Here is a 25,922-nt window from a genome sequence, read left to right on the forward strand (position 1 = left end):
TTCTATTTTTTATCAAGTAAGTTATTATGAATAGTAGAATAAGCAATATTAGCCCTAGCATCTCAATCTGCTGTGGCCACAATATTAAAGATTTTATTTTTTTGTTTTTTTCTTAAATTTGAAATAGCTTTATGTTGAGCGCCGATACCAGAAAAAGCCTCTAAGACATTTATCTTAGACATAGTTCTTGAAACCTTAAGAATGAATTATTATTTGTAAAAAACAAAAAAATAAAAGCTAAATTATTATTTGTTAAATATAGTTTTTCATTGGTCATATATATATATGAAACTAAAATATTGTTTCTATTCATATCCTTTTAAATTTTAGCACATTAGATTTGTATATAAAATAAAAAATATTTAACAGGATTTAAAGGCTATGATAAAAGCATAATTGAATCTAAAAAAGCTGAACTAAAAGATGAGTATAAAAGCTCACTGCCACTTAAAAATAAAACACTACCATATCTAATGAAAGTTAAATAAAAACTTGTTACACCAAACCACAACAAGTTTTTATTTTTATACTTTCAATCCCGTTTTATAGTCTTAAATGACTATTTCATAATTTCATTATTTAGCTCTTCGCAAAGCTTTTTGGCATAGTCTCCTACAACTATTGAGATATTATTTGATGAAATCATTAAACCACTAACGTATTTTAATTGTTCCAATTTATCTTTTTGTACAGCTGTTTTATCATTGATAAACACTTTTATTCTAGAAATAGTACTTGAAGCACTTATAATGTTGTTTTTGCCACCTAATAAATTAACTAATTCAAGTGTGTCCATACTTGAATCAAGTCTATTAATTTCACCTTTTTTTAGTTTTTTGACTTTATTATTTTTGATTCGTCAATATAGTCAGCAAAAGCCAAATGTAAATATTGTAAGCATTGCTATTTTTCATTTATCGCCTGTTGTCATAACTTAATCCTTATGGAAATATTGTACATTAATATTTGTGTTATTTCTAGCATTGATTTAAAGCATTATTCTAATCTTTTAGCGCATCAATCACCACCGCTAAGTTCAATAATTACATCTATTTCATTATCTTTATAATCTTGATATTGATAAACTTCAGCATCATTTGCTCTAGTATATATTTTTAGATCTCTTATAACTAATGTTTCAAACAAAATGCCGTATAAATTAACATCTTTGGTCAATTTTTTAGCAGCTATATTTAACAAAGCATATGCTAATGATTGGTCGCTAAAATACTTTTTTTCTAATTGTTTAACTCTTAATGATGAACGATAATTAGGAGCAAGTGGTTTTAGGTTGTCAAACAAAAACATTTTATTTAAAAATTCTAAATACATGGATAATGTTGGTTTTGATATATTCTCTGGTTCATTTTGGAAATGTCTGAAATTATTGATCGCTCAGAAACAGTAGTAGAAACATTTTGTGCTAATTATTTTGAAATGAGTTTTATTTTGCCATAGTCAAATTTATTGCCAGATTCATCAACTAATTCCTGACTTAAAATTGCATTAACATATTGCTTAGCAACTAAGTGAGAATCTTTTAAAGGATCATCAATGCCATCTGGCCAGCCACCTCTTATAATTAAATGAGCTAACTTATCAAAACTTAGCTCTTCAACATATTGTGGCTGGAAATTATAATTTTCAGTACATAATTTTTGTAGCGAAACTATGCCAGATGCATATCCCGATTCATAATAAACTCATTGTATTCATTTTAAGTCTACTAATTTTGCCAGCACCACTGTGCAAAACGCCTTTATACTTTGGAGTAGAGGAACCAGTGAGTATAAATAAACCATTTTCACTAATTTCATCAACTTTTGCTCTCGCTGCATCTCAAATAGCAGGCGCTTCCTGTCATTCATCTATCATTCTAGGATTTTCACCTATTAAAACTGATGAAAGGTTTAAATTAGCTAACTGTCTATTTGCAAAATTGTTATATGATCACCTATTAAAAATTCACTTTTAGATGCATATCTAGAAGCTCATGTCTGACCGCACCATTTTGGCTCTTCTATGCAAATTGCATCTGCAATTTTTAAATAGCGAATAGTCACTTTATCAATGATTCTGGGTTTATTATTTTCTTGTTCATAATGCTACATAAAAATCAATGATTTACCAAATTTTGAAATATCCGCTTAAGAAAAAAGTAATTAATAATTATATATTTTATACTGTTTTAGATTGCTAATTTAGATTGCTAAATAATGACACTAAATCAGTTGATGATAAACTATATTGACTCTCTGTGTCAATTACTATTAGCACCATTAAATGCAAATTTGATGAGCTTACTAACTATTTAAAGCATACAATTAATTTACTCTCATCCAAGCCTAAAACAGCACATAAAATCTATGATATAAAGAAATTCATAAGGTTTTATACAACTAATAATAAGTTTATAAATGAGACAATAACAAACAAATACTACACAAGCGGTAATGCTGAAACATTTGTTTCTAAAAAGATATATAGGAAAGAATTTTGAGCTTAAATCAATCGATGCAATCATTAGAACGATAATTTCTGAAACAGACCACAATTTAATAATCATAAATTTGATCAAAAGCACTATAAAACAGTAATAAAAACGCAATATTAAAATATTGTGAATTTTTCTTATGCCAAGAAGTAAAATAGAGTAGAACAAATATTAAAGTAGAATTGAATTACCGTCTTACCCACTTAATACTTTCATTTCCGAAATTTTTCTTTAATTTTTAACTTATCTAGATAATAATTTAATAGTTGCTTACTAGGCAATAATTGTTTTAGGTTAGAAGGAATTTTAGAATTCTCTAGGTAGAATTTAACAGCTAATTTAAGATTATCAATATCATATTTACAATTAGAAATCTGTTTAAGTTTTTCATCGTGATAATAAGTAAAACGAGTTATCTTACCTTCATCATTTTTTGTTTCATACATTGTAATTTTAAGTAAAAAAATACCGCCTAGAGTAATTCATTTTCTAGTTTCTTTTCTAAATATCTTTCAGTTGGGATAAAGGGCTTTTCTTAATGTGTTTCGAAAATACTCTTCTTTATCATTTAACTCTTTTGCTTTGTTTGCATATAACTTATTAGTGGTTTCTAAGATATTATTAAATATATCTACATCTAACTTTTCCATAGCATCTTAATTATATGAAACAATGCATTATTAAAAAACTTAGTATAAAAAATTCACAGGTTATAAGCCTATGAGAGTTGTTAATAAAGTAAAATTATTACTTGTATATTCAAATGGCTCTAGAAGGCTTTATTTGCTTAAATAAAAGCATTCTAGAGCATTAAGCCTGCATCATCTTCTAGAGTGTTAATTGTCTTTGGCTTCTTGTTTCTGATGATTATCAAGAAGAGCTGCTTGTTTTTTAGATTCCCTTTGCCTTTTCGTCTTGCTAGGTTTTTTTATAGCATTATTTACTTCGTCTTCTTCAAGACCGCTAAGAAATATAAAATGTTTTCTTAACTCTAAGTATATATCAGGAAGTTTAGATAATTCTTTATCGATGAAGTATATAGGAGTGTAGAGTAATTTAGTATATGTATTTATAAAATTGAGAGCATCATCTTTAATTTGTTGGTTCATTTTTTTATCTTTTATAAATTCAGTTTTAGTTTTGGTAAAACCTATAACTTGAGAAAATTTAACATTGTTAGAATGAACAAGAGCAAGTAATTTAGTCATTACTTCATAATAAATTTCATTATCTAAGTCTACATTGTTTCATTTGCTATCTTTTTCAAAGAGACTTTCAAATAGTTCTCTATCCATTACATTAATTACTGAACAGTTAATGGCATTTCCTATAGGAGCTTCATTCCCATAGATATTAATATTAGGGATTATTATATTTTTCTTATCTACATTAGTTGATTTCTTGTTGCTGTTTCGAATAGTTTTAACTGGTAAAAAATAAACTTTATCATTAGAATAAAAGACTACATAAGGACGGTTAAGTTTATAGTTTTTGATAGTTCCAATTGTATTTTCATTTTTATTTATTGCAATAGGTAGATTATTTTTATTGTTTCGAACTTTATAAATTTTCCCAAACATTATAATATTACTATTCATACTAATATAAATTATAAAACAATAAAAAATGTAGGTATTTAAACCTACAATTGTTTCTTTTGTTCTCCGAGTGACCAGACACCCGAGGGTAGTTCGAAACTATAATCTACCTAATAATAGAGATATTTATCTCTTAAATATTATAGCGCACATTTTTTGTTTTTGTTTAATTTTTTATATTGTTTTATTTGTTTTAATGAAGCATCTTAGAGTATTAATCCTTCATCATCTTCTAGAGTGTTAATTTCGTTTTCATTTTCATTATGTTCAGTAGAATTAATCTGGCTAGTATGTGCTATATTTTCTTTTTCTTTGCGCTTAGCTAAGTTTACAAAGTGTTCCTTAAGAATACTATATTCACTTGGCAGTTTGGATAATTCTTCATTTATTTCACATAAAGAAATCTTACGTAATTCATAATATGTTTTTATAAAACTTATTGCAGCAGTTTTAATTTCGTTATCAATCTTTTTTTATAAATTCAGTTTTATATTTGCCAAAACCTTTTACTTGATAAAATTGAACTTTATTAGAATTAAGCGTGTAGTATAACTTAGACATTACACCTTTATAAATTTTGGCATCCAATTCAACATCATTTCATTTATTGTCTATTTCAAATAAACTTTCAAAAAGTTCTCTATCCATTACATTAATTACTGAACAGTTAATAGCATTTCCTATAGGCGCTTCATTACCATATATATTGTTAATTAAAAGCAAAGATTACAATATAGTTTTGTCTACACCATTATTTGTGCGTTTAAATATTATTTTCTAAAACAATAATGTCATATGATATTTTAGCGTGTGCAAATAAACCACCAGGAGATATGCTTACATCTTTGATACTTTTTAATGGTAACTGTTTTTTGCCTTCAGGCAAATAAATAGTCGGATGAATTGAATGTATACCAGAATCCGAAGGATGTGAGTCCAAAAGTGCATTAAGAATTAATGATAATTTTGTGTTTTTGTCTAAAAAGTTGTTATCGATAATAATTTGGCCTAAGTTAGATTTAAGTTTGTTATTATCAAATGTGCCATATCTGTCTATGTCATCAAGATCATACTTAACATACATAATTCCTTGAACTTTGTTTGTTTCAACTAGAACTGTAGCACTATTATCTTTTCTTCAAACGCTAATAACTGATAAATCATCTTTCTGTACTCCAAGTTTTTCGAAGAAGTAGTTATTTGTTGCTCAAAGTTTATCTGCAATTTCTTGTTTAGTGTCATTAAATAGCGTTCCAATGTCAAGAGTCGTATTTTTTATATATTTTTCAAAAATGTTGTAAAAGAATTTTATCTTAAGTGAACCTGTGTATTCATCATTATTTATTACCTTAATAATAAGTTTTTTGTTATCTAATTCTTTTGAAAGTTGCTCTTCTTTTATTCCTAATTTTTCAATAGCATTTTTATTTTGCTCTATAAATTTTTTGTATGCAAAATCTATATCAAATTTGTCATCTGGCTTCAATTCAAAAACATTAATTAATTCCTTTAGATCTGAATTAACATTTCTTTTACCGTAAACACTTGTTTTAATTGAGCCTATGTAATCCGGATGTTCAATTTCTAAAGTTTTTTTATAATCATCATTTATGTCAGTTGTTAATTTAATGTGACTTTCATCAATATTTAATTCTTTAGCTATTTCTTTGTTTATGTTTAAAAATTCTTTTATAACAACATTGTCACTAAAGTCATCAAATTTAGGTAAATTGAGCTCAAATTTATCTAAGTAAGTAGTTATATCTGTTTTTTTATATACTTTAAAACTAATTTCACCAAATCAAAGTTTATTTGTATCATTAATTTTCGTAGTAAAAGTATCGCCAACTAATGTGTATGTTAAATCACTTTCAAATATATAAAGTTCATCTAACGCATTTTCATTAGTTCTATAAAATGTTTTAAATATATGTCGTGCATCTAACTCACTAAATTTTCCTAAATCAATTTTGAATTTATTTATAACAGTTTTTATGTCAGATTTCTTAGAAACATTGAAACTGATTTCACCTTTTCATAATCGTGAATTTCTTTTCACTTTTATAGTAAATACATCCCCATCTAATGAATATTCTAGAATATTAGAGCTTATGTTGGCTCTTTTTAATTCATCTTCATTCAAATGATAAAAAGTTGCAAATATTACATCCATGTCTAATATTTTAAACTTAGGCATTTCAGTATTAAGTCTATCTAGAATAGATTCAAGATTATATTTTTCATAAACTCTAAATTCTACTTCTCCAGTGAATTCATCATTTGTCGAATTAACTTTAACAGTAAAAATATTGCCTTCTAATGTAAAAATTAAGTCTGATGAACTTAGTTTTAATTCATCTAATTTTTTGTTATTGCTTTTTATAAAGGTTTCGGCTAGTTCCCTTTCGTTTAAACTTTCAAATCTATATGTAGATGAATCCGGAAATTCTCAATTTATTGACTTTATATTACTTTTTGTATAAACTTCAAAACTAAATTCACCTTTTCAGCGACTAGAACTTTCTCCAGCTTTTATAGTAAGAAAATTATTTTCTAATGATCATTCTAGATCTCATTTATCCAAACCCAACTGTGATAGTTTGCTACTATTTTTTTCAATAAAAGTTTCGAAAGCATAATGGTCTTTTGGATGTGACAAAGTATCGAATTTAGGTAAATTGAGGATGAGTTTATCTTTAATTGTTTTAAGGTCATTCTTAACATAAAAATAAAAACTAACTGAACCTTTGAAATCTTTGTTGGAAGGCATTACATTTACTGTAAACTTATTATTAACATTATCAATTGAGTAATCTAAATCATAAGAATTTATTTTTAACTCCTTTAGTTTTTCTTTGTTTTTGGTAATAAATGTGTCTTTTAAAATTGTCTCATTTATTTCATCAAAGCCATATCGGTAATTTACAAGATCTCATTCTATATCGCTGATATCTGTTTTTTTATGCACTTTAAAACTAAATTGTCCAAATAGCGATTTGCTAATAGGTTTGGCCGCAACTGTAAATGAATCATTTTGCAATGAATATTCCAAATCATCTATGTTTATTTTTAAGTCATCTATAATTTTTTGATTTTGTGAAATGAAAGTATCAAACACAACTTTTGCATCTAAACTATCAAATTTAGGAAACTTTGTATAAAATGCAGACTTAATATTTTCTAAATTTGTCTTTTTTAATTCTGATTTTGTACTTTTATCATTTATAGCCCTTTTATTCCCTGAAAAAGGATCTTCAATTATTAAATTTTTAGCTTCTTTTATTAGTGAATCTTCATTACACTTAACAGAAATAAGAGGAAGCGAAATTAAAGCCCCCCCCTAATAATGTTATTATCTTTTTCATACAACTCCTCAAAATTATGACTATATTAGTTTCATTTTATCATTGCAAGCGTTAATTTTAAGAATTTTTAAAAAACATGCAATATAGCAAATAATTTTTATGGAAATGTTTCTATAGGGCAAATATTAGTATAAAATAGATAAATACATCAAAATATAAACAAATATATAGTTAACTTAGATTAAGCTAAAAATCAACATCAAGCTGTGATTTTTTTAAAGATTTATAAAAGCTGAAAAAAACAATGTTTAGATATAAATTTTGAAACAAAAAATGCCTGTGCTGGCATTTTTATTTTAAGCGCATCAAAAAAATTAAATTAATGCTTTGTAAAATGCTTTGTTATACTTCATATAATTTGGATGCATTCAATTATTGTTTACAACAAAATTTAAAATAAAGTCCATAAATAATGAAGCTTCTAACACGTCATTTTTGCATTTTTTTCTTGCATTTCTAACTTTTTGTAAAAGTTTGTTGTAAACATTCAAATTAGCTGGCATTAGCATAAAATTTAAGTGCATCGCATGACAATTCGAAACTATTGTAATTTTTGTAATCTATTTCATTACTAAAAGCTTCAGGTCGTAATTCAAATAAGTCTGATATTCTTCTTATTTCGAATTTATCATTTTTATTATTATTTAAATACAATGAATAGTAAGAATATGGACTTGAGGATACATTTATTTCTTTTAATATATCATATGTATCAACGTAATTAACAATGAATACATTTTTATCATCGTCATATTTAAACAAGCTATCAATGTTATAACTTTCAATCATTTTTTTATTCTGATTTGCTCATTTTTCAACTATTGATTTGTCGGCCTCATGGCCTGCAAAAATTATGGTTTTTATCTTATTTTCAAGACATATTCTTATAAATTTGCTCTTGAGTTTGCTATATTCACTGTTGAAGTTAAAACCATCATCATTTAATTTTTTTGTAATAAATAATTCATTAATATCGTTTAATTTAACATTGAATGAGTTATTGTTTTTAACAATTAGATAACTTAAGGCATAAACGATATTTTTTTGATTCTTAGAATAAAGCTTAACTGGAAGTTTACATTTATTATGATGGCCTTTATTGAAAAACTCAGTGTCAACTACAATTGCTGGATATTCTATACTACTTAACATATCAAATATGTTTTGCTTATTACATTTTAAAAAGAGCATATTTTGGTAGCTTATACAGCTTTTCCTTTCATTTATTCAAGACAACTTTAAATTTTTAAAATATTAATTAATTCATTTACATAATCAGGGATCGATGACAATTCTCATTTCCCTCTATTATTTAATTGTTTTTTGTAAGTTTTTAAATAATCAAGCAATGTTTCAAAGCTATATTTTTGATCTAATTTTAATTCTATTAATTTATTTTGAATTTCTCAGTTTAATATTTCAGCTAGAAACAAAATAAACTGATTTACAGGCTTTCACGCATAATCAACTGGGTTAATAAAAATTTTATCTTCAATATTTTTTGAAAAATTAAAACTCTTTCCAATTTTGGGATGTTGTTGATAAAGCATGTAAATTTCTTCCAATTTTACATCCATATTAGACTCTATAGCCATTACCCCAAATCAGTGCATTTGTTCGATTAAATTCCTTGGTGTAAATTTATCATCAAATGTTACATTTGACGATATATGTTTATGTTCATTAACATTTTTTTCATGGTCTTTAAATACATAAATAAATTTATTGTCTATTTTGAACTTCTTGCCAGCAATGTATCCAATTGTACGATTAGGTAAGAACATCATATTTTCATTTTTATCAAACATTTCATCTTTAATTCAGGATTCATCAACATCAATTTCTTTAATGTAATTAAGATTTGTTGTTTCTTTTACGGCTTTTTCAATGTTTTCATCATTATGATTTTTGCCTAAATAAATTAGCACATCAAAATAAGCATCATTAGCTAAATACTCATACAGTACTTTATTAGAAAATCATTCGCCTTTATATGGAAATGAAGAAATAGGTTGTTCGGTTGCAAAATCATAAACAGTAAAAAAATTATAATCAAATGAGAAATCAATCACTTTAGAATAATCTTTTAAGTATGCAAATGGTTTTTGATATCTTCTTAATCTTATTAAAAACGTATCATTAGGATATTTGTATTTTTTAATTCTTTTATCCATAAATGTTTCAATTTGTTGATAATTATTTGCTAATGTATAAAATAAATCATTTATGCTATCTATACTTAAATCAGCATTTTTAAAAATTTCTGATAGATATGATGTCATAAAGTAATGATTTAAAACATTATTACTTACTTTTGGATAGATACATCTTAATATGGCCATTGAATATAATGTTTCAGCAGCCTTTTTATCAAACACATCATTAAGACTTACTAACAAATCATTGCTATTATTTGTAAATAAGGCTATATTTCCATAATCTTTAATACCAATTATATTTTGTTTTGCTTTCTTTTTTTGACCAACAGGAACCGGGTGTGGATATTCAACAAATTTATTATTTTTTATTTCGCCAACTATCTCAACATCAACAGGCACAATTTTATTACCTACTCTCTTACTAGTTCTTCTTATAACTTTGTATGTGCCAAAATAATTACGCACAACTGTGCTTTTTGGTCTTTCCACCTTTTTAATGTCGTTTGCTTCCTTCATATAATCCCCTTGTTACTATACAATGTATTATTTTTTACTAAATAAATTATACATTACTGAATTGTAAATTACTAAAATGAAATATTTTAAAAACACTTATGATGCAAAATATTTAGATTAATTTTTAAGGCATTAGTTTGCTTATTCATATAAAAAAATCATAGCAATAACACTATGACTAATTATTGTTCAGCAATTATTTTGGTTTTTTAGGTATAGATTTTTGATATTTAATTTTATAAATAAACTTTCACATAATTCCGAATAATAATGGAGTTATTATTGAAACAGCATAAAGAAGGAAGTCAAGAATAACTATTACTCCTGTATTTATTACCTTTATAAAAATAAGGGTTTTTGAAGTCTAAAAATCCATATACAACTGCGCCTCTGCTTGGAATTATTTTGTCAAAGGTAGCAAAGAATAATATCATTGCAAAAATGGTGTAAACAGTTGAAATAAGCACAGGAATTGTAAATGTAAGTTTAGTTACAATAATTTCTTTTTTAATTAAAGACAAAGCCACAAAACCTAAGATAGGATTTATTGCATGTGTAATTAATGAGCGGGTAGCATTTAATGGACTAGTCCATGTTGACTTTTGGTATGAAAGCAATGCTCAATAGACAACAAAAGTCATAGTTATTGAAACAACAGAAATAAATAATGCTTTTTTAGCATGCATATTAGTTCATAGAATGCTGGCTATAATTAGGGCAAAACCTAGTAAAAAGTTTGATAAATATGTGTAGTATAAAAATGAACCTCAGCCTTTAAAAACTGCAAACTGTGTCGGTGCACCAGTTTTATTTAATTCATCTTTTGCATCATATCAAATCACATAAGAGAAGGCATAGAAAAGGGTTGTTAATATTACAAACAGTCCAAAGCCAAGCAATCATCACCTTACATTTTTGTTCGTAGTTTTATTTTGCATGCGAACTATTATAACCATATTTATTTTTAATTGAATAGAATTTATAATCTAAATAAATTACACTAAATTAAACATTGCTATAATATTATTATTTAAATATTTTAAGGATCATTATTATGATTAAAAGATTAATAAGCGGAATTAAGCCAACAGGTGATCTTACTCTAGGAAATTATATTGGTGCAATTAAAAATTTTGTCAAATTGCAAGATGAATATGAAGCGTATTACTTTGTAGCAGACTTACACTCGCTAACAATGGGCGATAATAATGCCGTTGAATTAGAAAAAAGAAGAAAAGAAATAGTTGTAACATATTTAGCTTGTGGTCTAGATCCTAATAAGTGCACAATTTTTTATCAATCAGACATATATGAGCATACATTAGTTCAATGGCTTTTAACTTGTGAAACAACGATGGGTGAATTAAGTAGAATGACTCAGTATAAGGATAAAAGTCAAAGTGCACTTAAGCAAGCTAATGGCACTGAAAAAATACCAGTAGGCATATTTATGTATCCTACCTTAATGGCTTCTGATATTTTAATTTATGATGCTGACTTTGTACCTATTGGCGATGATCAAGTTCAGCATTTAGAATTAACTAAAATGCTAGCAGAAAGAATAAATAAAAAGTATCAATTAGACCTTAAAATTCCAAATGGAATTATCCCTAAAGAAGGCGCTAGAATTAAGTCTTTATCAGATCCTACCGCTAAGATGTCAAAAAGCGAAAAAACATTAAAAGGCACAATTTACTTAAATGACGATCCTGAAGTAGCTTATAAAAAAATTATGAAGTCAGTTACTGATTCAGAAAATAAGGTTTATATTTCTAATGATAAGCCTGGAATATTGAACTTATTAAATATTTATGCAGCTTTAACTAATATTTCACTTCTTGAAGCTGAAGCTAAGTTCAAAGATTCAAATTATGCTGAATTTAAAACTGCAGTAGCAACTGTTGTAAAAAATGAATTAATAAAAATTCAAGAAAAATACGAAGAGGCTTATAAAATAGTCGATTCAGTCACAAAAACTGGAGCACAAAAAGCAAAAGAAATTTGTGCTCCTATTGCAAAAAAAATACTTTCAAAATTTGGATTCAAATAGAGGAATTATGAAAATTGAAGCTAATAAACAATTAAATCACACAACTAGCCACCTTTTAGGGGCTGCTGTTGAGACACTATATCCTAACGTTAAATTAGGTTTTGGCCCAGCTACTGATGAAGGTTTTTATTATGATTTTGATTTTGCTGAACCATTAAGCGAAAATGAATTAGGCAAAATTGAAAAGCTTATGAAGAAGCTAGCTAGCAGAAATTTAGTGACTGTCAAAATTGATGAAAATCAATATGATTTTGCCAATAAACCCTATAAAAAAGAGCTATATGACGAATTAAAATCTCAAGGTAAAGAGATAACTTTTTATGCTTTGCAAGACCCACTTAACAAAGAATTAGTGTTTAAAGATCTTTGCGCTGGCAATCATATTGAAAGCACAAAAAATATTAAAAACTTTAAATTATTAAGCATTGCTGGAGCCTATTGAAGAGGCGATAATAAAAATAGACAACTAACTAGAATTTATGGCACTTCATGAGAATCAAAAGATGAATTAGATAAATATCTAGCACTTTTAGCCGACAGAAAAGAAAGAGATCATCGTAAGATTGGTAAAGATATGAAAATCTTTACTTTTAGTCCTCTAGCTGGTCAAGGGTTTCCTATTTGATTAGAAAACGGAATGTATATTCATAATGAAATTAGAAACTTAGTGCTTAAATTAGATAAAAAATATGGCTTTACTGAAGTTTTAACTCCACATTTTGGCGCTGAATTACTTTATAAAACTAGTGGTCATTTAGCACATTATAAAGATGATATGTTTAAACCTTTATTAGTGGAAAATGAAACCTTAATTCCTCGGCCAATGACTTGTCCACATCATATAATTGTTTATAACACAGAAAAACACTCATATAGAGACTTGCCAATAAGATACAGCGAGCAATCACAGCTATATCGTTATGAAAAATCAGGAGCACTAACAGGGCTTGAAAGAGTTAGGGGAATGCTTTTAACTGAAGGTCACTTGTTTGTTAAATATGACCAAATAGCTTCTGAAGTTAAAAGAATGTATAAACAAATAAAAGAAATGTTATCTATTTTCAACATTGAAATTAGTTATATTTCACTTTCGTTAAGAGATTCAAATAATAAAGACAAGTATTTTAACAATGATTCAATTTGAAATAAAGCTGAAGCAATGCTTGAAAAAGCTTTAAAAGATATGAAAGTTAATTACACCAAAGTTGAAGGTGAAGCGGCTTTTTATGGTCCTAAAATTGATATACAAATTGATACAGCACTTGGTCATGAAATTACTGTTTCAACTATTCAACTAGACTTTTTACAACCAGAAAAATTTGACTTAAGCTACATTGATAAAAATAATAAAGAAGTAAGACCAATTATGATTCATAGAGGCCTTATTGGTACATATGAAAGATTTGTGGCTATATTATTAGAACAAACAAAAGGTAACTTACCATTTTGAATTGCACCTAAGCAAGTAACTATAATTCCTGTTAACTTGGAAGAAAACTTAGCTTATGTTAAAAAGGTAGCTAAAAAGCTTTTAAATAATGACTTTAGAGTAAAAATTGATGATTCTGATGAAAGGTTAAACAAAAAAATCAGAAATGCTCAAGTATCTAAGTCTAAATTCCAGCTTATTTTAGGCTCAAATGAAATGAATTCTAACACAATTTCATATCGTGAATATGGCAAAGAAGAAACAACAACTGTTTCTATCAATGACTTTATTAAACTGCTTAAAAAGTTAAGAAACAACTATGAATAAACACCATAAAAAAACTGATTCCAAAAAAATTGTTTCCTATATTCCACTAATTACTGTTTTATTTATTACTATATTCATAATTATTCCGCTATCAATTATATGAATACTATCAGCGCCTGAATTTGGTAATGTCAAAATAACTAGCACCTTATGAAAAGTCTTAGCGCCATTTTTGATTTTATTGTTTTCACTTACATTAAACATAATATTAGTTTTAGTAAAAATATTAAATATCAGATGCTTTAACTTTTCAGTGCCTTTTGCATTCATATTTTCATTAATTATATGACTAACTTTAATACCTATGCCATTTTGGATAAAATATATAATAGCGCCAGTTATCGGAATTTTAATTGCATTAGTAATTAACATTATAATAGGCAAAATAGAAGATAAAATTGCTTCTAGAAGCAAGAAAGAATAGTAGTTAATTTTGCTGAAAAACCCTGTTTTACAGACTATTAAGCAAATAAAAACACCAGGATTTTCACTGGTGTTTTTTAGCTTATTAATTGATTGTAGAAGAATTATTCTTCTGCGTCGTCTTGGTCACTTACAGCGTCTGAGTTACTTATAATTGCATCAGAAATGTCTGTAATATGTTTTCTTGATTCGGGAGTTACCCCCTTCTCATTTTGAAATACCGTTAGCAGCAGCTGAGTTATCAAGGATATCTTCGCTATCTTTTTCTAACTTTTCACGGTCTACATCATATTTTCTTTTGAACTCTGCAGCTTTTTCAGCCTTTTCTCATTTTGCATTTTCATCTGATTTAGTAAATGCTTCATATTCTTTATTTGCTTTTTCAAACTCATCAGCATATGCCAATCAGTCTTCGTAATCTTCTAATTCAATAGGTGTGTTAGTTAATCTTTCAACTTCAGCTTCAATGAATTCTTTTTCTTCTGCACTATTAACTATTCTTTCTTCTTCAGCAACTTTTAGTGCAGCAACTTCAGCTTCTTTTTCTTCGAAGTATTCATTTTCTATTTTAGTTCAGTATACTCTTTCTTCTTCAGAACCTTGTCAAGCTTTGTAGAACTCTTCTTCGAGTGCTGAATTTGCTATTTTTTCAGTTGTAGCTTCACCACTAAGTTTTTTGTATTATGGGTCATTGAAGTCTTCATCATTTTCGCGTCTAAAATCAGCAGCATTGTATGGACTAATAAAGTCTGAAAATTCATCACCAATTGATTTCTCTTTAGATTCTTTTTCAAGTTTACGTTTGTATCATTCTGTTACATTTCATTTATTATATGAAGCCGTTTCAGAAGGAGTATTAACACTTCTCTCTCATTCAGCTCATTGTTTTTCGTGCTCTTCATCGCCTGTTCAATCAAAGCTTATGAAGTTAAAGAACTTATCACCTAATTTAGGTTCTTTAAATTCTTTATTACGTTCACGTCTAAATGCATCTTGTCTTGCTCAAGCTTTGAAATTAGCCTCTTCAATTGGAGTATTTTTTCTACGTTTCATTTCGGCTTCTTTTAAAGCTTCAGAAACTTCATAAGCATTTTCAGGTTCTTCGTCCTCTTCAGAACCTGGATTTGCTGGCTGTGGTTCGTCTTGTGGTTTTAGCACAAAAGGAATGACAATCTTGTCACTGTAAGCAGTAGTACCGTCTTTAGGTATAACGGTAATTTTGTTTTCTTTTTCGTCAAAAATGACTTTTAAGTCATCAATTTTTAAAGAATTATTGCCTGATTTTAGTGCTTCAAGTACTGATTTTTCATCCTTAGCACTAATTGAGATTGAAGATGTGCCATTGAAGATTTTTGATAGTGATTTTTCAACTGTAGTACTATTTTCATCTTTTGATTTATTTGTATCAATGCAGGACACAGATACTAAAGGAAGGAAACCAGCGTTAGCTAACCCCCCCCAATTATAGTTAATATTTTCTTAGTTTTCATTACACTTCACTTCCTTATAAATATAAAATATTTATAATAACATTATATCTAAATCTATAAGCGAGCTATCTTCGTGTGAAAATATCCATACAGTTTTCCATCTTTTTTATTAATAATATCTTAAGTATTAAAAACATACTTTAAAATGTTGCCGAGTCATAAAACGATGCTTTATGACTCAAAAATTAATTGTTAATAATTTTTATTGAACTTTTGAACTCCTCGATAAAACAACCAAATTTATGTAAATTTCAATATAGCTGTTTGCTATTTTTCCACTTCCTTCATACTTAATTTACATAAGTTTAAGCTGTTGAATATTAAATTTACTGACAATTTTAGTGATTCACACCTTACTACCAACAACATAATTATTTAGACTTAGAAAAAATTATTAACATTAATTTAGAACAAATAAAGGGTGTAAAAAATTTAAAAATCTTGCGCGCAGCAAGATTTTTTCTATTAAGAAATAATAGCTTCATAGACTTTTGTTGAAACTGTAGAATTGCCGCCCTTATTAAATTTAAAGAATCTAAATTTGATTTTTAAATTACCTCCATCTTTTTCAACATTAACAAATCCATTAGGTTTAGCTGTTCCTTTTTTATCTTTTTTGCTTATGTACAATGGACTGTCAGCATTAGCAATAGAATAATTTTTTGGTAATCCTGTAACAGAACCAATTGCAATTCCGCCCCAAGGTTTCTGATCTTTTTCCAGTTTCCCGCTTACTTTTGTTTTATCCTTATAGGTATTAAAGAAAAGTTGTTTATGGCTACCTTTTTTAGGCGAAATTAAATCTTCATCTTTTAGATCTTTTTTATCAATTGTAATTTTAACTTTTGAAATATCAAAATCAATGTCTTTATAGATAGCTTCCTTTCCTGCGATAACCTTATCTCCTTCGTTTTTAGAACCTTCTGACGATTCTTTTATTCCTTTTTCATATTTGAAAATAGGTGTAGCAGGATTTTCACTATATAAATCATTTAGAGCAGGTGATTCTTTTGCATTTGTTTCTGCTCCAAAATGATTTTGTGTGGATGAATTACTAGAATTTATAGAATTGCTTAAATTAGTTTCCCCTACCATTTCATTTGAATTATCATTAGTTTTAGAGTTATCTACTGGTTTTGTAGGTTCATTTTTAGGTTTTGTAACTTTTTCCTTTTTGTCATCTTCACTGCATTTTGCAGCCACAAATGGAATTGAGAATGTAGCTGTTAGAGCAGTTCCTAAATTTAGTAATTGTTTTAATTTCATAAATGTTCATCCCCCTGTGTTATTTAAAACTGCTTAATTATACATTGCCAATAAAGCTTTTACATAAATATATTGGGAAATAACAGATGTAAAAAATAACTAAACATTAATAAATAAACATGAATTGTAATTTTGTATATTTGATCAAAATTACACATAGCTGTTTTTCTATTTAATTTATAAAAAAAACACTACGATCTAGATAGTGACATTTAACTGTTTATGCAAAAAATAGTGCCTAACAATTAAGCACATTTTTAAAATTTTACAATTAAAATTAAGAATTTATTTGTTACTATTTTGATGAATTATCCTGTTTTATAGGTTTTTTAGTTTCTATAGCTCTTTAATAAATTTACTAAATACTTTTGTAAACTCATTTTCATTAATATCAAAATTTGCAAGCGGCAATGCATAAATTTTATAAGTGTCATCTTTTTCGTTAAATGCTGGAAAAGTATTTAGCTCTGCAAAAAAGTTTTCATGTCAGTAGTCTGACATTCACTTTGAGTTTTCCTTAGTTTCAATTAAGACCTGGTATTTTCTATCATTTTTTTCAATAAATAAGTAAAAGTCAGGAGCTATTTCAGTTGCATTATCAAATGTATAAATGAGTGCTTCATTTTGTAAGTTATTTTTTATGAGTCAAAATTTAATGCTTTTTTGATTTAGCTGATCAACAATTTGATTCTTAAAATAATTTAGAAATAAGTGTTGCTGATATGTAAATGAATCACAAGTGCTTACAAATCATTTTTGGTCAGATAAGTCTATTTTATAGGATGATTCATCACAACAAGTATTTTCAATATCAAAAATATTTGATAAATTATGAGCATAAAATTGTTTTGAACCAGTAAAGACTGGATCAAAATTATGAATATAGCTAGCTATATTACTTAGTGCAGTATTAATTGAATAATTTAATGATTCGCCATAATCATTTTCATTATTAAAACAAACTTCAACTGTATTGTCGCCAAAATAGCCACTAGTAGTAAACAGATCTAAAACATTGTCAATTTTATTAAATTTGTTTTTTAAATTTTCTAATTTAAATTCACGATAATTATCTACATATTTAGAAATAAGTGAAATATCAATATTCTTAAGTTCTAATGTTTTTGAATACAAAAAGTCTTTGCTTATCTCATTAAGGCTGTGATGCATATATTTTTCATCTTGGTTTGGAAAAACTTTTATGTCTTTATCTAATTTTTCTTTTTTATTTAAAAATATAAGACCATTTTTAAAAAAATCACTTTGCTTGAATTCTTCTTTTAGAGAACATTTTTTTGAACTACTTAAATTATTTTTATTAATTGACTGAATTTTCTTTTTGTCATAATTATAGATAAAATTATCCAATATGCCTGTTTTATAGCTTGATTGGACAAAATCAAACTCACTAAAAATATGAACAGAATTATAGTTTTTTAATTTATCAAAATTTTCAATAACTGCTTCATCATCAATTATTAAAAAATCACTATCTATACTGTTTGAACTATATTTACTTAAAAATTCACTACGGGTGCTAAAATATAAATTAATTGATTCTTTATTTTTATTTGAATCTATTTCATTAACTTCTTTTATATCTACTAATTTACCCATAAACTGTATTTTATAGGCAAATAAGTATGATTTTGAATCATTATTAGCTAACAAGTTTTTAAATTTTTGAATATTTTCCTTCTTACTTAAAATTACAAAATTATTATTTTTTTGCGAATAAAAATAAAGAATTAATAATGCCAAAAAATGTTCTTTAACTGTCTCATTTTCAATATTTACTAAGTACTTAATTGGAAATTTTTGACTTTTCTTACTATAGTTAGTTGCCAAAAGTCTAATCATTTCAGTTTCATACTTATTTAAAACAATTGAATTATTTAAATTTTGAATAATGATATTTGGAAGTTTAATTAACGGATCAGAACCTTTATAATTATTTGAATAATTCATTAACTCTTCTAAATCCTGAAAAAGGAATTTTTTGCTCATTGCCACCTCTTAACTTAATTCATTAATAATTTTAAAATAAAAAGAGCAAACGTTTAAACATTGAAAAATCATATTTGCATTGCAAATATGTAAAAAATTGAACTTTAAATAAGGAAATAATAAGAAGTATCTATCAAAATTATCTTTTGCTTTTAATAAGTACTATAATTTAAATGTTATTTATATAACATTAGGAGATTGGATGCAATATGAAGATAGCAAAAAAGTTGCTATAACCTTTTTTATTATTTTTTTATATTTCTCTGCAGTGTTTGCCTATTTTTATAAATTTGTCAAACTGTCATTACTATTGGGCTATGCAATAGGCGCATCCGCATCATTTTTAACTTTTTGAATCAAAGAATCTTTTAGTTATTTAATTATTAGCAAAAATAAAAGCCGGGCATCTAGCTTAAGCGTATTAAGTTTTATTATTTCATTAATTTTTATAGCCAGCTTAACAGTAATTTTAGTTTTTATCAACAAGTTAAGTGTCAAAAATATGAATAATATTTACACAAAAAACAGCTTTAAAATTGCTTTTTATCCAATAAATTTAATATCTTACATTTTTGGTTTAACAACTTTAAAAATGAGTTTATTTTTATGTTTTATAAATAAAGAAAGAAAGGAGGCATAGATGACTACAGTCAAAAATGAAGCTGAATCTAATATATTTCAAAATTGAATTAATGGCGGCTATGCAGACTGAAATCAAAAACAGCTTTTGTCATTAATTACTGTTGTGCTAATTTGCTTAGTTTTTTCTTTATATGTATTTATTAAAATTAAAAAATACGCAAAAGAAGATAAAGCACCTAGCGGAATTATTTTAGTGATGGAAGGCTATGTCAATTACATTGATAATGCTTTTGATGATAATACTGACAAAAGGATTCCTAAAGCCAGATTTTATGTTTTTGGATTAGCTACCTTTTTAATTATTGGTAACTTATTAGGACTAATTGGCTTAGAACCTGTTACTACTTCTTATTCTATAGCACTAACATTTGGACTAATGTCGTGATTAGGTATTTATGTAACTGGTTTAATTTACCAAAAGTGAAGATTTTTTGCTAAATATAAAAATCCAATTGAAGTAATCGGCCAGTTCTCACCATTAATTTCAATTAGTTTCCGTATTTTTGGAAACATTATTGGCGGAAGCATCATTATGGTTATGATCTATTCACTTTTTGGTTATATTTGAACAAAAATGATTCCTAGCTCACCACCATTACCACTTTTAGCAGTGATTTTTACACCTGTTTTACACCTTTATTTTGATGTATTTAGTGCCTTCATTCAAGCATTAGTATTCTGCTCGCTGACCACAATATGATGAGCGCAAGAGGCAGAAGTAGAAGAAAAAAGTGTGAAAATTGATGAAAAAAGCAATGTTTCATCTAATCAAATTAAAGTTAAGCAACTTAAAGTTGCTCAAAATATCTATTAAGGAGTTATTATGGAAAAAGGATTAATCGCTATTGGCATTGGCATTAGTATGATCTCAGGCCTTGGAGTTGGTCTTGGTCAAGGACTAGCAGCTGGTAAAGCTGCTGAAGCAGTTGGTAGAAATCCTGAAGCAGCAAGCAAAATTAGAACAATGATGCTTGTTGGTCAAGCAGTTGCTGAATCTGCTGCTATTTATGCATTAGTTATATCAATTCTATTAATGTTTGCATTTAATTAATATGTTTAATTAATATGAACTTATTTTACAATTTGTCATTAAAAGCTAATACGCTTTTAAGTGCACAAAGCGGCGGAATAAAAGATGAGCTAAAGGATAAGTTTAAAACACTTTTCCCAACCTGGCCAATGTTTTTAGCCACTTTAATTGCATTTATTTTAGTAGTTTTAATTTTATGATTTTTGCTTCATAAGCCTATAAAAAAGGCAATGAAGGCAAGACAAGACTATATACAAAAAAATATTGATGAAGCAAAATTAACTAATGATATTTCTAAGCAAAAATTAAACGAAGCTAACAAAAGGCTTGCTGAAGCTTATTCTGAGGCAGATGAATTAATTAAAAATGCCAAAATTCATGGCGAAAGTGTTATTGATGAATATACACACAAAGCCAAAAATAAATCAAAAAGAATTATTGAAAAAGCTCATATGGAAATTGAATCAGAAAGGCAAAAAATGGTCGATGATTCTAAATCTAATATAGCCAAAGCTGCTATTGAAATTTCTAAAAAAATTATGCAAAAAGAAGTTACAAAAGAGTCACAAGACGAAGTAATTAAAAACTTTTTAAAGGATAAATAATTATGTTTATTAAGGCTAATGCTGATGGTTATGCTTTAGCATTATATGACTTGCATAAAGAAGAAAAACATGTAAGTAGCACTTATGAAAATATTCTTTCATTTTATGAACTTTTATCAAATGACAAAGAAGTGTTTTCGTTCTTTAATAGCTCTAAAATAGGCTTAGAGGAAAAACACAAGATAGCTGATGAATTAGTGCAAGAGAATAAAAATTTAAAAACTTTTGCTAACTTTTTAAAGCTTTTGATCTCGAAAAATAATTCACCCCTTTTGCTTCAAGCCTTATCAATATACATTCGTCTTGTTGAAAGCGAACTTAATATATTAAGAGCTAAATTAATTTCTGCTTTTGAAATAGATAATCAAACAAAAATTAAAATTATTGAAAAATTAGAAAACAAATATAACAAAAAAATCAAGCTAACTACATTCATAGATAAAAGCTTAATTTTTGGCTTTAAGATAGTGATAGGCAATGACATAATTGAACAAAATGCCAAAGCTGACTTAGAAAAAATTTCATCTTTAATCAACAACAAAAATGGAGACTTAAATGGCTAGTAAAAGTACTGATATAAGCGCAATAATTAAAGATAGAATTAGACGTTTTGATTCAAAAATAGACTACTCTGAAATCGGTTATATTGTAACTATTGGTGATGGAATTGCTTTAGTTAACGGCCTTGATAATGCCAAAAATGGTGAAATAGTTAAATTTAAAAACAATATAACTGGCTTAGTTTTAAATTTAGAAGAAGAAGTAGTTGGTGTAGCTATTTTTGGTGATGCAAATATGCTTAGTGAAGCTGATTTATGCACAAGAACCGGTGAAGTTATTGCAGTTCCTGTTGGCGATGAATTAACTGGCAGAGTTATTAATGCTATTGGCAATCCAATTGACGGTAAAGGACCAATTAATAGCACTAAAAGAAGAGAAATTTTTAAAGTTGCTCCTGGCGTTATGAGTAGGGTCGAAGTGAATGAGCCACTTGAAACAGGCATTATTGCAATTGATTCAATGATTCCAATTGGTAAAGGTCAAAGAGAATTAATCATTGGCGATAGACAAACTGGCAAAACATCAATTGCAATTGACACAATCATTAACCAAAAAGATAAAAATGTTAAATGTATTTATGTAGCTATTGGACAAAAAAATTCTACAGTAGCACAAATTACTAAAAAATTGCAAGATTCAGGTGCAATGGAGTATACAACTGTGATTGTTTCTGGAGCTTCTGAACTAGCGCCACAACAATACATTGCTCCTTATTCAGGCACTGCTATTGCTGAAGAGTGAATGTCTGAAGGTAAAGACTGCTTAATTATTTACGATGATTTATCAAAACATGCTATTGCTTATAGAACATTATCACTCTTACTAAGACGTCCACCTGGACGTGAAGCTTATCCAGGCGATGTTTTTTATCTTCACTCACAATTATTAGAAAGAGCTGCTAAAGTTAATTATTCTTATGGTGGCGGCTCAATTACAGCTTTACCAATTATTGAAACACAGCAAGGCGATATTTCTGCTTATATTCCAACTAATGTTATCTCAATTACTGACGGCCAAATTTTTACTCGTGAGAATTTATTCCACTCAGGTCAAAGGCCTGCTGTTGACGTTGGTTTTAGTGTTTCTAGAGTTGGTTCAAGTGCGCAGATTAAAGCCATGAAAGAAGTATCAAGTTCACTTAAGCTTGAGCTTGCTCAATATAACGAAATGCAAGCCTTTGCTCAATTTGGTTCTGACTTAGATGATTCAACTATTGCTATACTAAAACATGGTCATAAAGTTTATGAACTGCTTAAGCAAGAGCAATATTATCCAATTAATCAATTGGCGCAAACGGCTATTTTACTGGGCGTTAAGGAAAAAATCATCAATCCACTTCCTGCTAGTCAATTAAGAAGATATAGAGATGAAGTTATCAAATTTATGACTAAAGAATTAGAAGGCATAAAAATTGGTGAAAAAATTAAGCAAAATAATAATGCCTTAAATAGTAGTATTAAAGAAGAAATTACGACTCATTTAGTCAAAATAGTTAATAAAATAATAGCATCCTTGCATGATTATAAACCTGAAGCAGAGCTACCTATGCCTGCAAAATATTTAGAGATAAATAATGTCTAGTATTCAATCTATACAAAGCAGAATTAAAACTGTTCAGTCAATCAGAAAAATAACACATGCAATGGAGCTAGTTTCATATTCAAAACTCAAAAAAGCAAAAACTGCTTTTGACGAAGTTGAAAAATATAATTTGCTCATTGATCAAACTTTTAACAAAATTTTTGAAAACATTAGCCATGATGATTTAAAAGAGTTAATGAAATCAAGAAACAATAGTAAAAGCAAGCTTTATATTATTGTAACAAGCAACCTAGGCCTTGCTGGAGCTTATAATGCTAATGTTATTAAGCTAGTTAAAGAAACAGTGACAAGTGATGATTATTTAATAATAATTGGCTCATATGGCGTTAGAGCATTAAGACAGCAATATAATGAGCAAATAATTAATCTTAGTGACATAACAACAAGTAAAAGAACTAGTACTTTAGTTTCAAAAATTATCAAAAGAGCCTTTAAATACTACAGAAACGGCGCAGTTAGCTCAATTAATTTCATTTACACTAAGTTCATAAATAATTTAGTTCAAGAAGAATTGTGCGAAAAAGTTTTCCCTTTTGATGAACAAATGATTCGCGAACATATTGACCGTAAAGAAATTGATTATAAATTGGAATTCGAGCCAAGTGCTAAAGATGTTTTAGCTGATGCTATCCCACTTTTTGTTGATTCTAAATTACATTTAGCAATGGCAACTTCGCTTATCAGTGAGCACTCAGCTCGCAGAAGCGCAATGGAAAATGCCACAAGAAATTCCGACAGTTTGATAACTGAATTAGATATGGAATTTAAACGTAAGCGTCAAGCAAAAATCACTAACGAAATAATTGAAATTGTTTCTGGTGCTGATGCTGTTTAGCTCATATAAGCCTGTTTTATAGGGCTAAAAGAAAAATTTATTAAGGAGAGTTTATGAAACAAGATAAAATAAAGAACTCTGAAAATAATAATCTTAGTAACAAGGGCAAGGTTGTACAAATTGTTGGCCCAGTTGTTGACGTGCGTTTTCCTAAAGGTCAATTGCCTTCATTGCTAAATGCTTTAATTATTAACTATGGTGATAATACCTACACACTTGAAGTAGCACAACACATTGGCGATGATACTGTTAGAGCAATTTCAATGGTTTCAACAAGTGGCTTACCACGTGGCATTGATGTTTATGATACTGGCGCACCAATTAGTGTGCCTGTTGGCAATAAAGTTTTAGGCAGAATGTTTGACGTTCTAGGCAATCCAATCGATTTAAAAGATGCTCCTGATGCTGAAAAAATGCCAATTCATGCTCCTGCTCCTTCATATGAAGAGCAAAGCACTGAGAGTGAAATTTTTGAAACCGGTATCAAGGTTATTGATCTTTTAGTTCCATACGTAAAGGGCGGTAAAATAGGTCTTTTCGGCGGTGCTGGTGTCGGAAAAACTGTTTTAGTGCAAGAGTTAATTAATAATATTGCAAGAGAACACGGCGGGCTTTCAGTCTTTGCCGGTGTTGGCGAAAGAACTAGAGAAGGTAATGATTTATATAACGAAATGCTTGCCTCAGGTGTTTTAGAAAAAACGGCCTTAGTCTTTGGTCAAATGAATGAACCTCCTGGAGCTAGAATGAGAGTAGCTTTAACAGGGCTAACAATGGCTGAATATTTTAGAGATAAAGAAAAACAAGATGTTTTATTGTTTATTGACAATATCTTTAGATTTACTCAAGCAGGTTCAGAAGTTAGTGCCTTGCTTGGCCGTATGCCTAGTGCTGTTGGATATCAACCAACATTAGCTACTGAAATGGGGCAATTGCAAGAAAGAATTGCTTCTACTAACAAAGGATCAATTACTTCAGTACAAGCTGTTTATGTTCCTGCTGATGACTTAACAGACCCAGCACCTGCTACTACTTTTAACCACCTTGATGCTAAAACTGTTTTAGATAGAAATATTGCAGCTCTAGGTATTTATCCAGCAGTAGATCCGCTTGAATCATCTTCGCGTTTACTTGACTCACTTGTAATTGGCCAAGAACACTATGAAACAGCCAGAAGAGTCGTTTCTATATTGCAGAGATTTAAAGAATTACAAGACATAATTGCAATTTTAGGTATAGGTGAATTAAGCGAAGAAGATAAAAAAGTTGTAGCAAGAGCAAGAAGAATCAGAAACTTTTTAAGTCAGCCATTTTTTGTAGCTGAAAAATTCTCGGGTAAGCCTGGTAAGTATGTTAAAAGAGACGATACTGTAAGAAGCTTTAAAGAAATTTTAGATGGCAAATATGACCACTGTCCTGAAGAATTTTTCCTATATGTAGGCTCAATTGAAGAAGTTAAAGCAAACTATGATAACTATTTAAGTCAAAATAGCACAAATAATGAAAAAGCTAGTGCTTAGAAAAAA

The 25,922-nt window shown here is 27.9% G+C and carries 28 protein-coding genes; 11 read left to right on the forward strand and 17 right to left on the reverse strand.

The features are described 5' to 3' along the window. Positions 1-2 precede the first annotated feature (2 nt). From MAG_RS04525 to MAG_RS04305, 4 genes are all read right to left on the reverse strand, one after another. Positions 3-182 carry a hypothetical protein gene (locus tag MAG_RS04525; protein WP_268952601.1) on the reverse strand — a complete coding sequence of 60 codons (180 nt, stop codon included), beginning with the start codon at positions 180-182 and terminating at the stop codon, positions 3-5. 377 nt (positions 183-559) lie between these two features. Then, positions 560-931 carry a PTS transporter subunit EIIB gene (locus tag MAG_RS01730; RefSeq protein WP_011949506.1) on the reverse strand — a complete coding sequence of 124 codons (372 nt, stop codon included), beginning with the start codon at positions 929-931 and terminating at the stop codon, positions 560-562. Positions 932-996: 65 nt separating this feature from the next. Continuing rightward, complete coding sequence (locus MAG_RS04300) at positions 997-1,332, reverse strand: DUF4143 domain-containing protein (protein WP_011949507.1); 336 nt, start codon at positions 1,330-1,332, stop codon at positions 997-999. A 95-nt stretch (positions 1,333-1,427) separates the two neighbouring features. Continuing rightward, on the reverse strand, positions 1,428-1,745 hold the full coding sequence (locus MAG_RS04305) for a hypothetical protein (protein WP_232955156.1): 318 nt from the start codon (positions 1,743-1,745) through the stop codon (positions 1,428-1,430). Positions 1,746-2,206: 461 nt separating this feature from the next. Here MAG_RS04305 and MAG_RS01740 point away from each other — a divergent pair, with 461 nt between their 5' ends. Beyond that, entirely contained in the window at positions 2,207-2,506 is a 300-nt protein-coding gene (locus MAG_RS01740) for a hypothetical protein (RefSeq protein ID WP_041308727.1), read from the forward strand. Positions 2,507-2,697: 191 nt separating this feature from the next. Here the strand turns inward: MAG_RS01740 and MAG_RS01745 are convergent, their stop codons facing one another. The 8 genes from MAG_RS01745 to MAG_RS01780 form a co-directional block, all read right to left on the reverse strand. Continuing rightward, on the reverse strand, positions 2,698-3,144 hold the full coding sequence (locus tag MAG_RS01745) for a hypothetical protein (protein ID WP_011949510.1): 447 nt from the start codon (positions 3,142-3,144) through the stop codon (positions 2,698-2,700). Between the two features lie 186 nt (positions 3,145-3,330). After that, positions 3,331-4,092: an Mbov_0400 family ICE element protein gene (locus MAG_RS01750; protein WP_011949511.1), complete on the reverse strand. Its 762-nt coding sequence runs from the start codon at positions 4,090-4,092 to the stop codon at positions 3,331-3,333. Positions 4,093-4,551: 459 nt separating this feature from the next. After that, a complete protein-coding gene (locus tag MAG_RS01755; RefSeq protein ID WP_101456845.1) occupies positions 4,552-4,815 on the reverse strand; it encodes a hypothetical protein in 264 nt (87 codons plus the stop codon). Positions 4,816-4,855: 40 nt separating this feature from the next. Next, positions 4,856-7,210, reverse strand: a complete 2,355-nt coding sequence (locus MAG_RS01760) for a hypothetical protein (RefSeq protein ID WP_011949513.1) — start codon at positions 7,208-7,210, stop codon at positions 4,856-4,858. Between the two features lie 561 nt (positions 7,211-7,771). Continuing rightward, on the reverse strand, positions 7,772-7,960 hold the full coding sequence (locus MAG_RS01765; protein WP_154644747.1) for a hypothetical protein: 189 nt from the start codon (positions 7,958-7,960) through the stop codon (positions 7,772-7,774). Continuing rightward, positions 7,950-8,609: a hypothetical protein gene (locus MAG_RS01770; RefSeq protein WP_154644748.1), complete on the reverse strand. Its 660-nt coding sequence runs from the start codon at positions 8,607-8,609 to the stop codon at positions 7,950-7,952. The genes MAG_RS01765 and MAG_RS01770 overlap by 11 nt, the downstream gene beginning before the upstream one ends. 86 nt (positions 8,610-8,695) lie before the next feature. Beyond that, a complete protein-coding gene (locus MAG_RS01775) occupies positions 8,696-10,132 on the reverse strand; it encodes a hypothetical protein (protein WP_011949515.1) in 1,437 nt (478 codons plus the stop codon). 236 nt (positions 10,133-10,368) lie between these two features. Next, complete coding sequence (locus MAG_RS01780) at positions 10,369-11,070, reverse strand: MAGa3780 family membrane protein (RefSeq protein WP_232955158.1); 702 nt, start codon at positions 11,068-11,070, stop codon at positions 10,369-10,371. Between the two features lie 116 nt (positions 11,071-11,186). Between MAG_RS01780 and trpS the strand changes: the two genes are divergently transcribed. Both trpS and thrS read left to right on the forward strand, forming a co-directional pair. Further along, positions 11,187-12,182 (forward strand): tryptophan--tRNA ligase, encoded by a 996-nt coding sequence (gene trpS / locus MAG_RS01785; protein WP_011949517.1) that lies wholly within the window; start codon positions 11,187-11,189, stop codon positions 12,180-12,182. A gap of 7 nt (positions 12,183-12,189) precedes the next feature. Next, the gene (gene thrS / locus MAG_RS01790) at positions 12,190-13,938 is read left to right on the forward strand and encodes a threonine--tRNA ligase (RefSeq protein ID WP_011949518.1); all 1,749 of its coding nucleotides are present in this window, start codon (positions 12,190-12,192) and stop codon (positions 13,936-13,938) included. Between the two features lie 36 nt (positions 13,939-13,974). Here the strand turns inward: thrS and MAG_RS04040 are convergent, their stop codons facing one another. Further along, positions 13,975-14,208: a hypothetical protein gene (locus tag MAG_RS04040; protein WP_154644749.1), complete on the reverse strand. Its 234-nt coding sequence runs from the start codon at positions 14,206-14,208 to the stop codon at positions 13,975-13,977. 297 nt (positions 14,209-14,505) lie between these two features. Further along, positions 14,506-14,766 (reverse strand): hypothetical protein, encoded by a 261-nt coding sequence (locus tag MAG_RS04310; RefSeq protein ID WP_232955160.1) that lies wholly within the window; start codon positions 14,764-14,766, stop codon positions 14,506-14,508. Between the two features lie 31 nt (positions 14,767-14,797). Between MAG_RS04310 and MAG_RS04315 the strand changes: the two genes are divergently transcribed. Then, on the forward strand, positions 14,798-14,977 hold the full coding sequence (locus MAG_RS04315) for a hypothetical protein (RefSeq protein WP_232955162.1): 180 nt from the start codon (positions 14,798-14,800) through the stop codon (positions 14,975-14,977). A gap of 65 nt (positions 14,978-15,042) precedes the next feature. Here MAG_RS04315 and MAG_RS04320 read toward each other — a convergent pair whose 3' ends face one another. The 3 genes from MAG_RS04320 to MAG_RS01810 form a co-directional block, all read right to left on the reverse strand. Continuing rightward, on the reverse strand, positions 15,043-15,780 hold the full coding sequence (locus MAG_RS04320) for a hypothetical protein (RefSeq protein ID WP_232955164.1): 738 nt from the start codon (positions 15,778-15,780) through the stop codon (positions 15,043-15,045). A 536-nt stretch (positions 15,781-16,316) separates the two neighbouring features. Further along, positions 16,317-17,117 carry a variable surface lipoprotein gene (locus MAG_RS01805; protein WP_011949521.1) on the reverse strand — a complete coding sequence of 267 codons (801 nt, stop codon included), beginning with the start codon at positions 17,115-17,117 and terminating at the stop codon, positions 16,317-16,319. A 336-nt stretch (positions 17,118-17,453) separates the two neighbouring features. Continuing rightward, positions 17,454-19,124 carry a hypothetical protein gene (locus MAG_RS01810; protein WP_011949522.1) on the reverse strand — a complete coding sequence of 557 codons (1,671 nt, stop codon included), beginning with the start codon at positions 19,122-19,124 and terminating at the stop codon, positions 17,454-17,456. A gap of 640 nt (positions 19,125-19,764) precedes the next feature. Here MAG_RS01810 and MAG_RS01820 point away from each other — a divergent pair. The 7 genes from MAG_RS01820 to atpD are packed head-to-tail and all read left to right on the forward strand — an operon-like array spanning position 19,765 to position 25,916. After that, the gene (locus MAG_RS01820; protein WP_011949524.1) at positions 19,765-20,580 is read left to right on the forward strand and encodes a F0F1 ATP synthase subunit A; all 816 of its coding nucleotides are present in this window, start codon (positions 19,765-19,767) and stop codon (positions 20,578-20,580) included. Between the two features lie 9 nt (positions 20,581-20,589). Further along, positions 20,590-20,817 carry an ATP synthase F0 subunit C gene (gene atpE, locus MAG_RS01825; protein ID WP_004024493.1) on the forward strand — a complete coding sequence of 76 codons (228 nt, stop codon included), beginning with the start codon at positions 20,590-20,592 and terminating at the stop codon, positions 20,815-20,817. Between the two features lie 14 nt (positions 20,818-20,831). After that, positions 20,832-21,401 carry a F0F1 ATP synthase subunit B gene (gene atpF, locus MAG_RS01830; protein WP_011949525.1) on the forward strand — a complete coding sequence of 190 codons (570 nt, stop codon included), beginning with the start codon at positions 20,832-20,834 and terminating at the stop codon, positions 21,399-21,401. 2 nt (positions 21,402-21,403) lie between these two features. After that, positions 21,404-21,964, forward strand: coding sequence for an ATP synthase F1 subunit delta (gene atpH, locus MAG_RS01835; RefSeq protein WP_011949526.1), 561 nt, complete (start codon positions 21,404-21,406; stop codon positions 21,962-21,964). Further along, on the forward strand, positions 21,957-23,543 hold the full coding sequence (atpA, locus tag MAG_RS01840) for a F0F1 ATP synthase subunit alpha (protein WP_011949527.1): 1,587 nt from the start codon (positions 21,957-21,959) through the stop codon (positions 23,541-23,543). The genes atpH and atpA overlap by 8 nt, the downstream gene beginning before the upstream one ends. Beyond that, a complete protein-coding gene (gene atpG / locus MAG_RS01845; RefSeq protein WP_011949528.1) occupies positions 23,536-24,399 on the forward strand; it encodes an ATP synthase F1 subunit gamma in 864 nt (287 codons plus the stop codon). Before atpA ends, atpG begins: the two co-directional genes overlap by 8 nt. A gap of 53 nt (positions 24,400-24,452) precedes the next feature. Beyond that, a complete protein-coding gene (gene atpD, locus MAG_RS01850; RefSeq protein WP_011949529.1) occupies positions 24,453-25,916 on the forward strand; it encodes a F0F1 ATP synthase subunit beta in 1,464 nt (487 codons plus the stop codon). Positions 25,917-25,922 lie beyond the last annotated feature (6 nt).

Source organism: Mycoplasmopsis agalactiae PG2 (genome assembly GCF_000063605.1).
GTDB lineage: Bacteria > Bacillota_I > Bacilli_A > Mycoplasmatales > Metamycoplasmataceae > Mycoplasmopsis > Mycoplasmopsis agalactiae.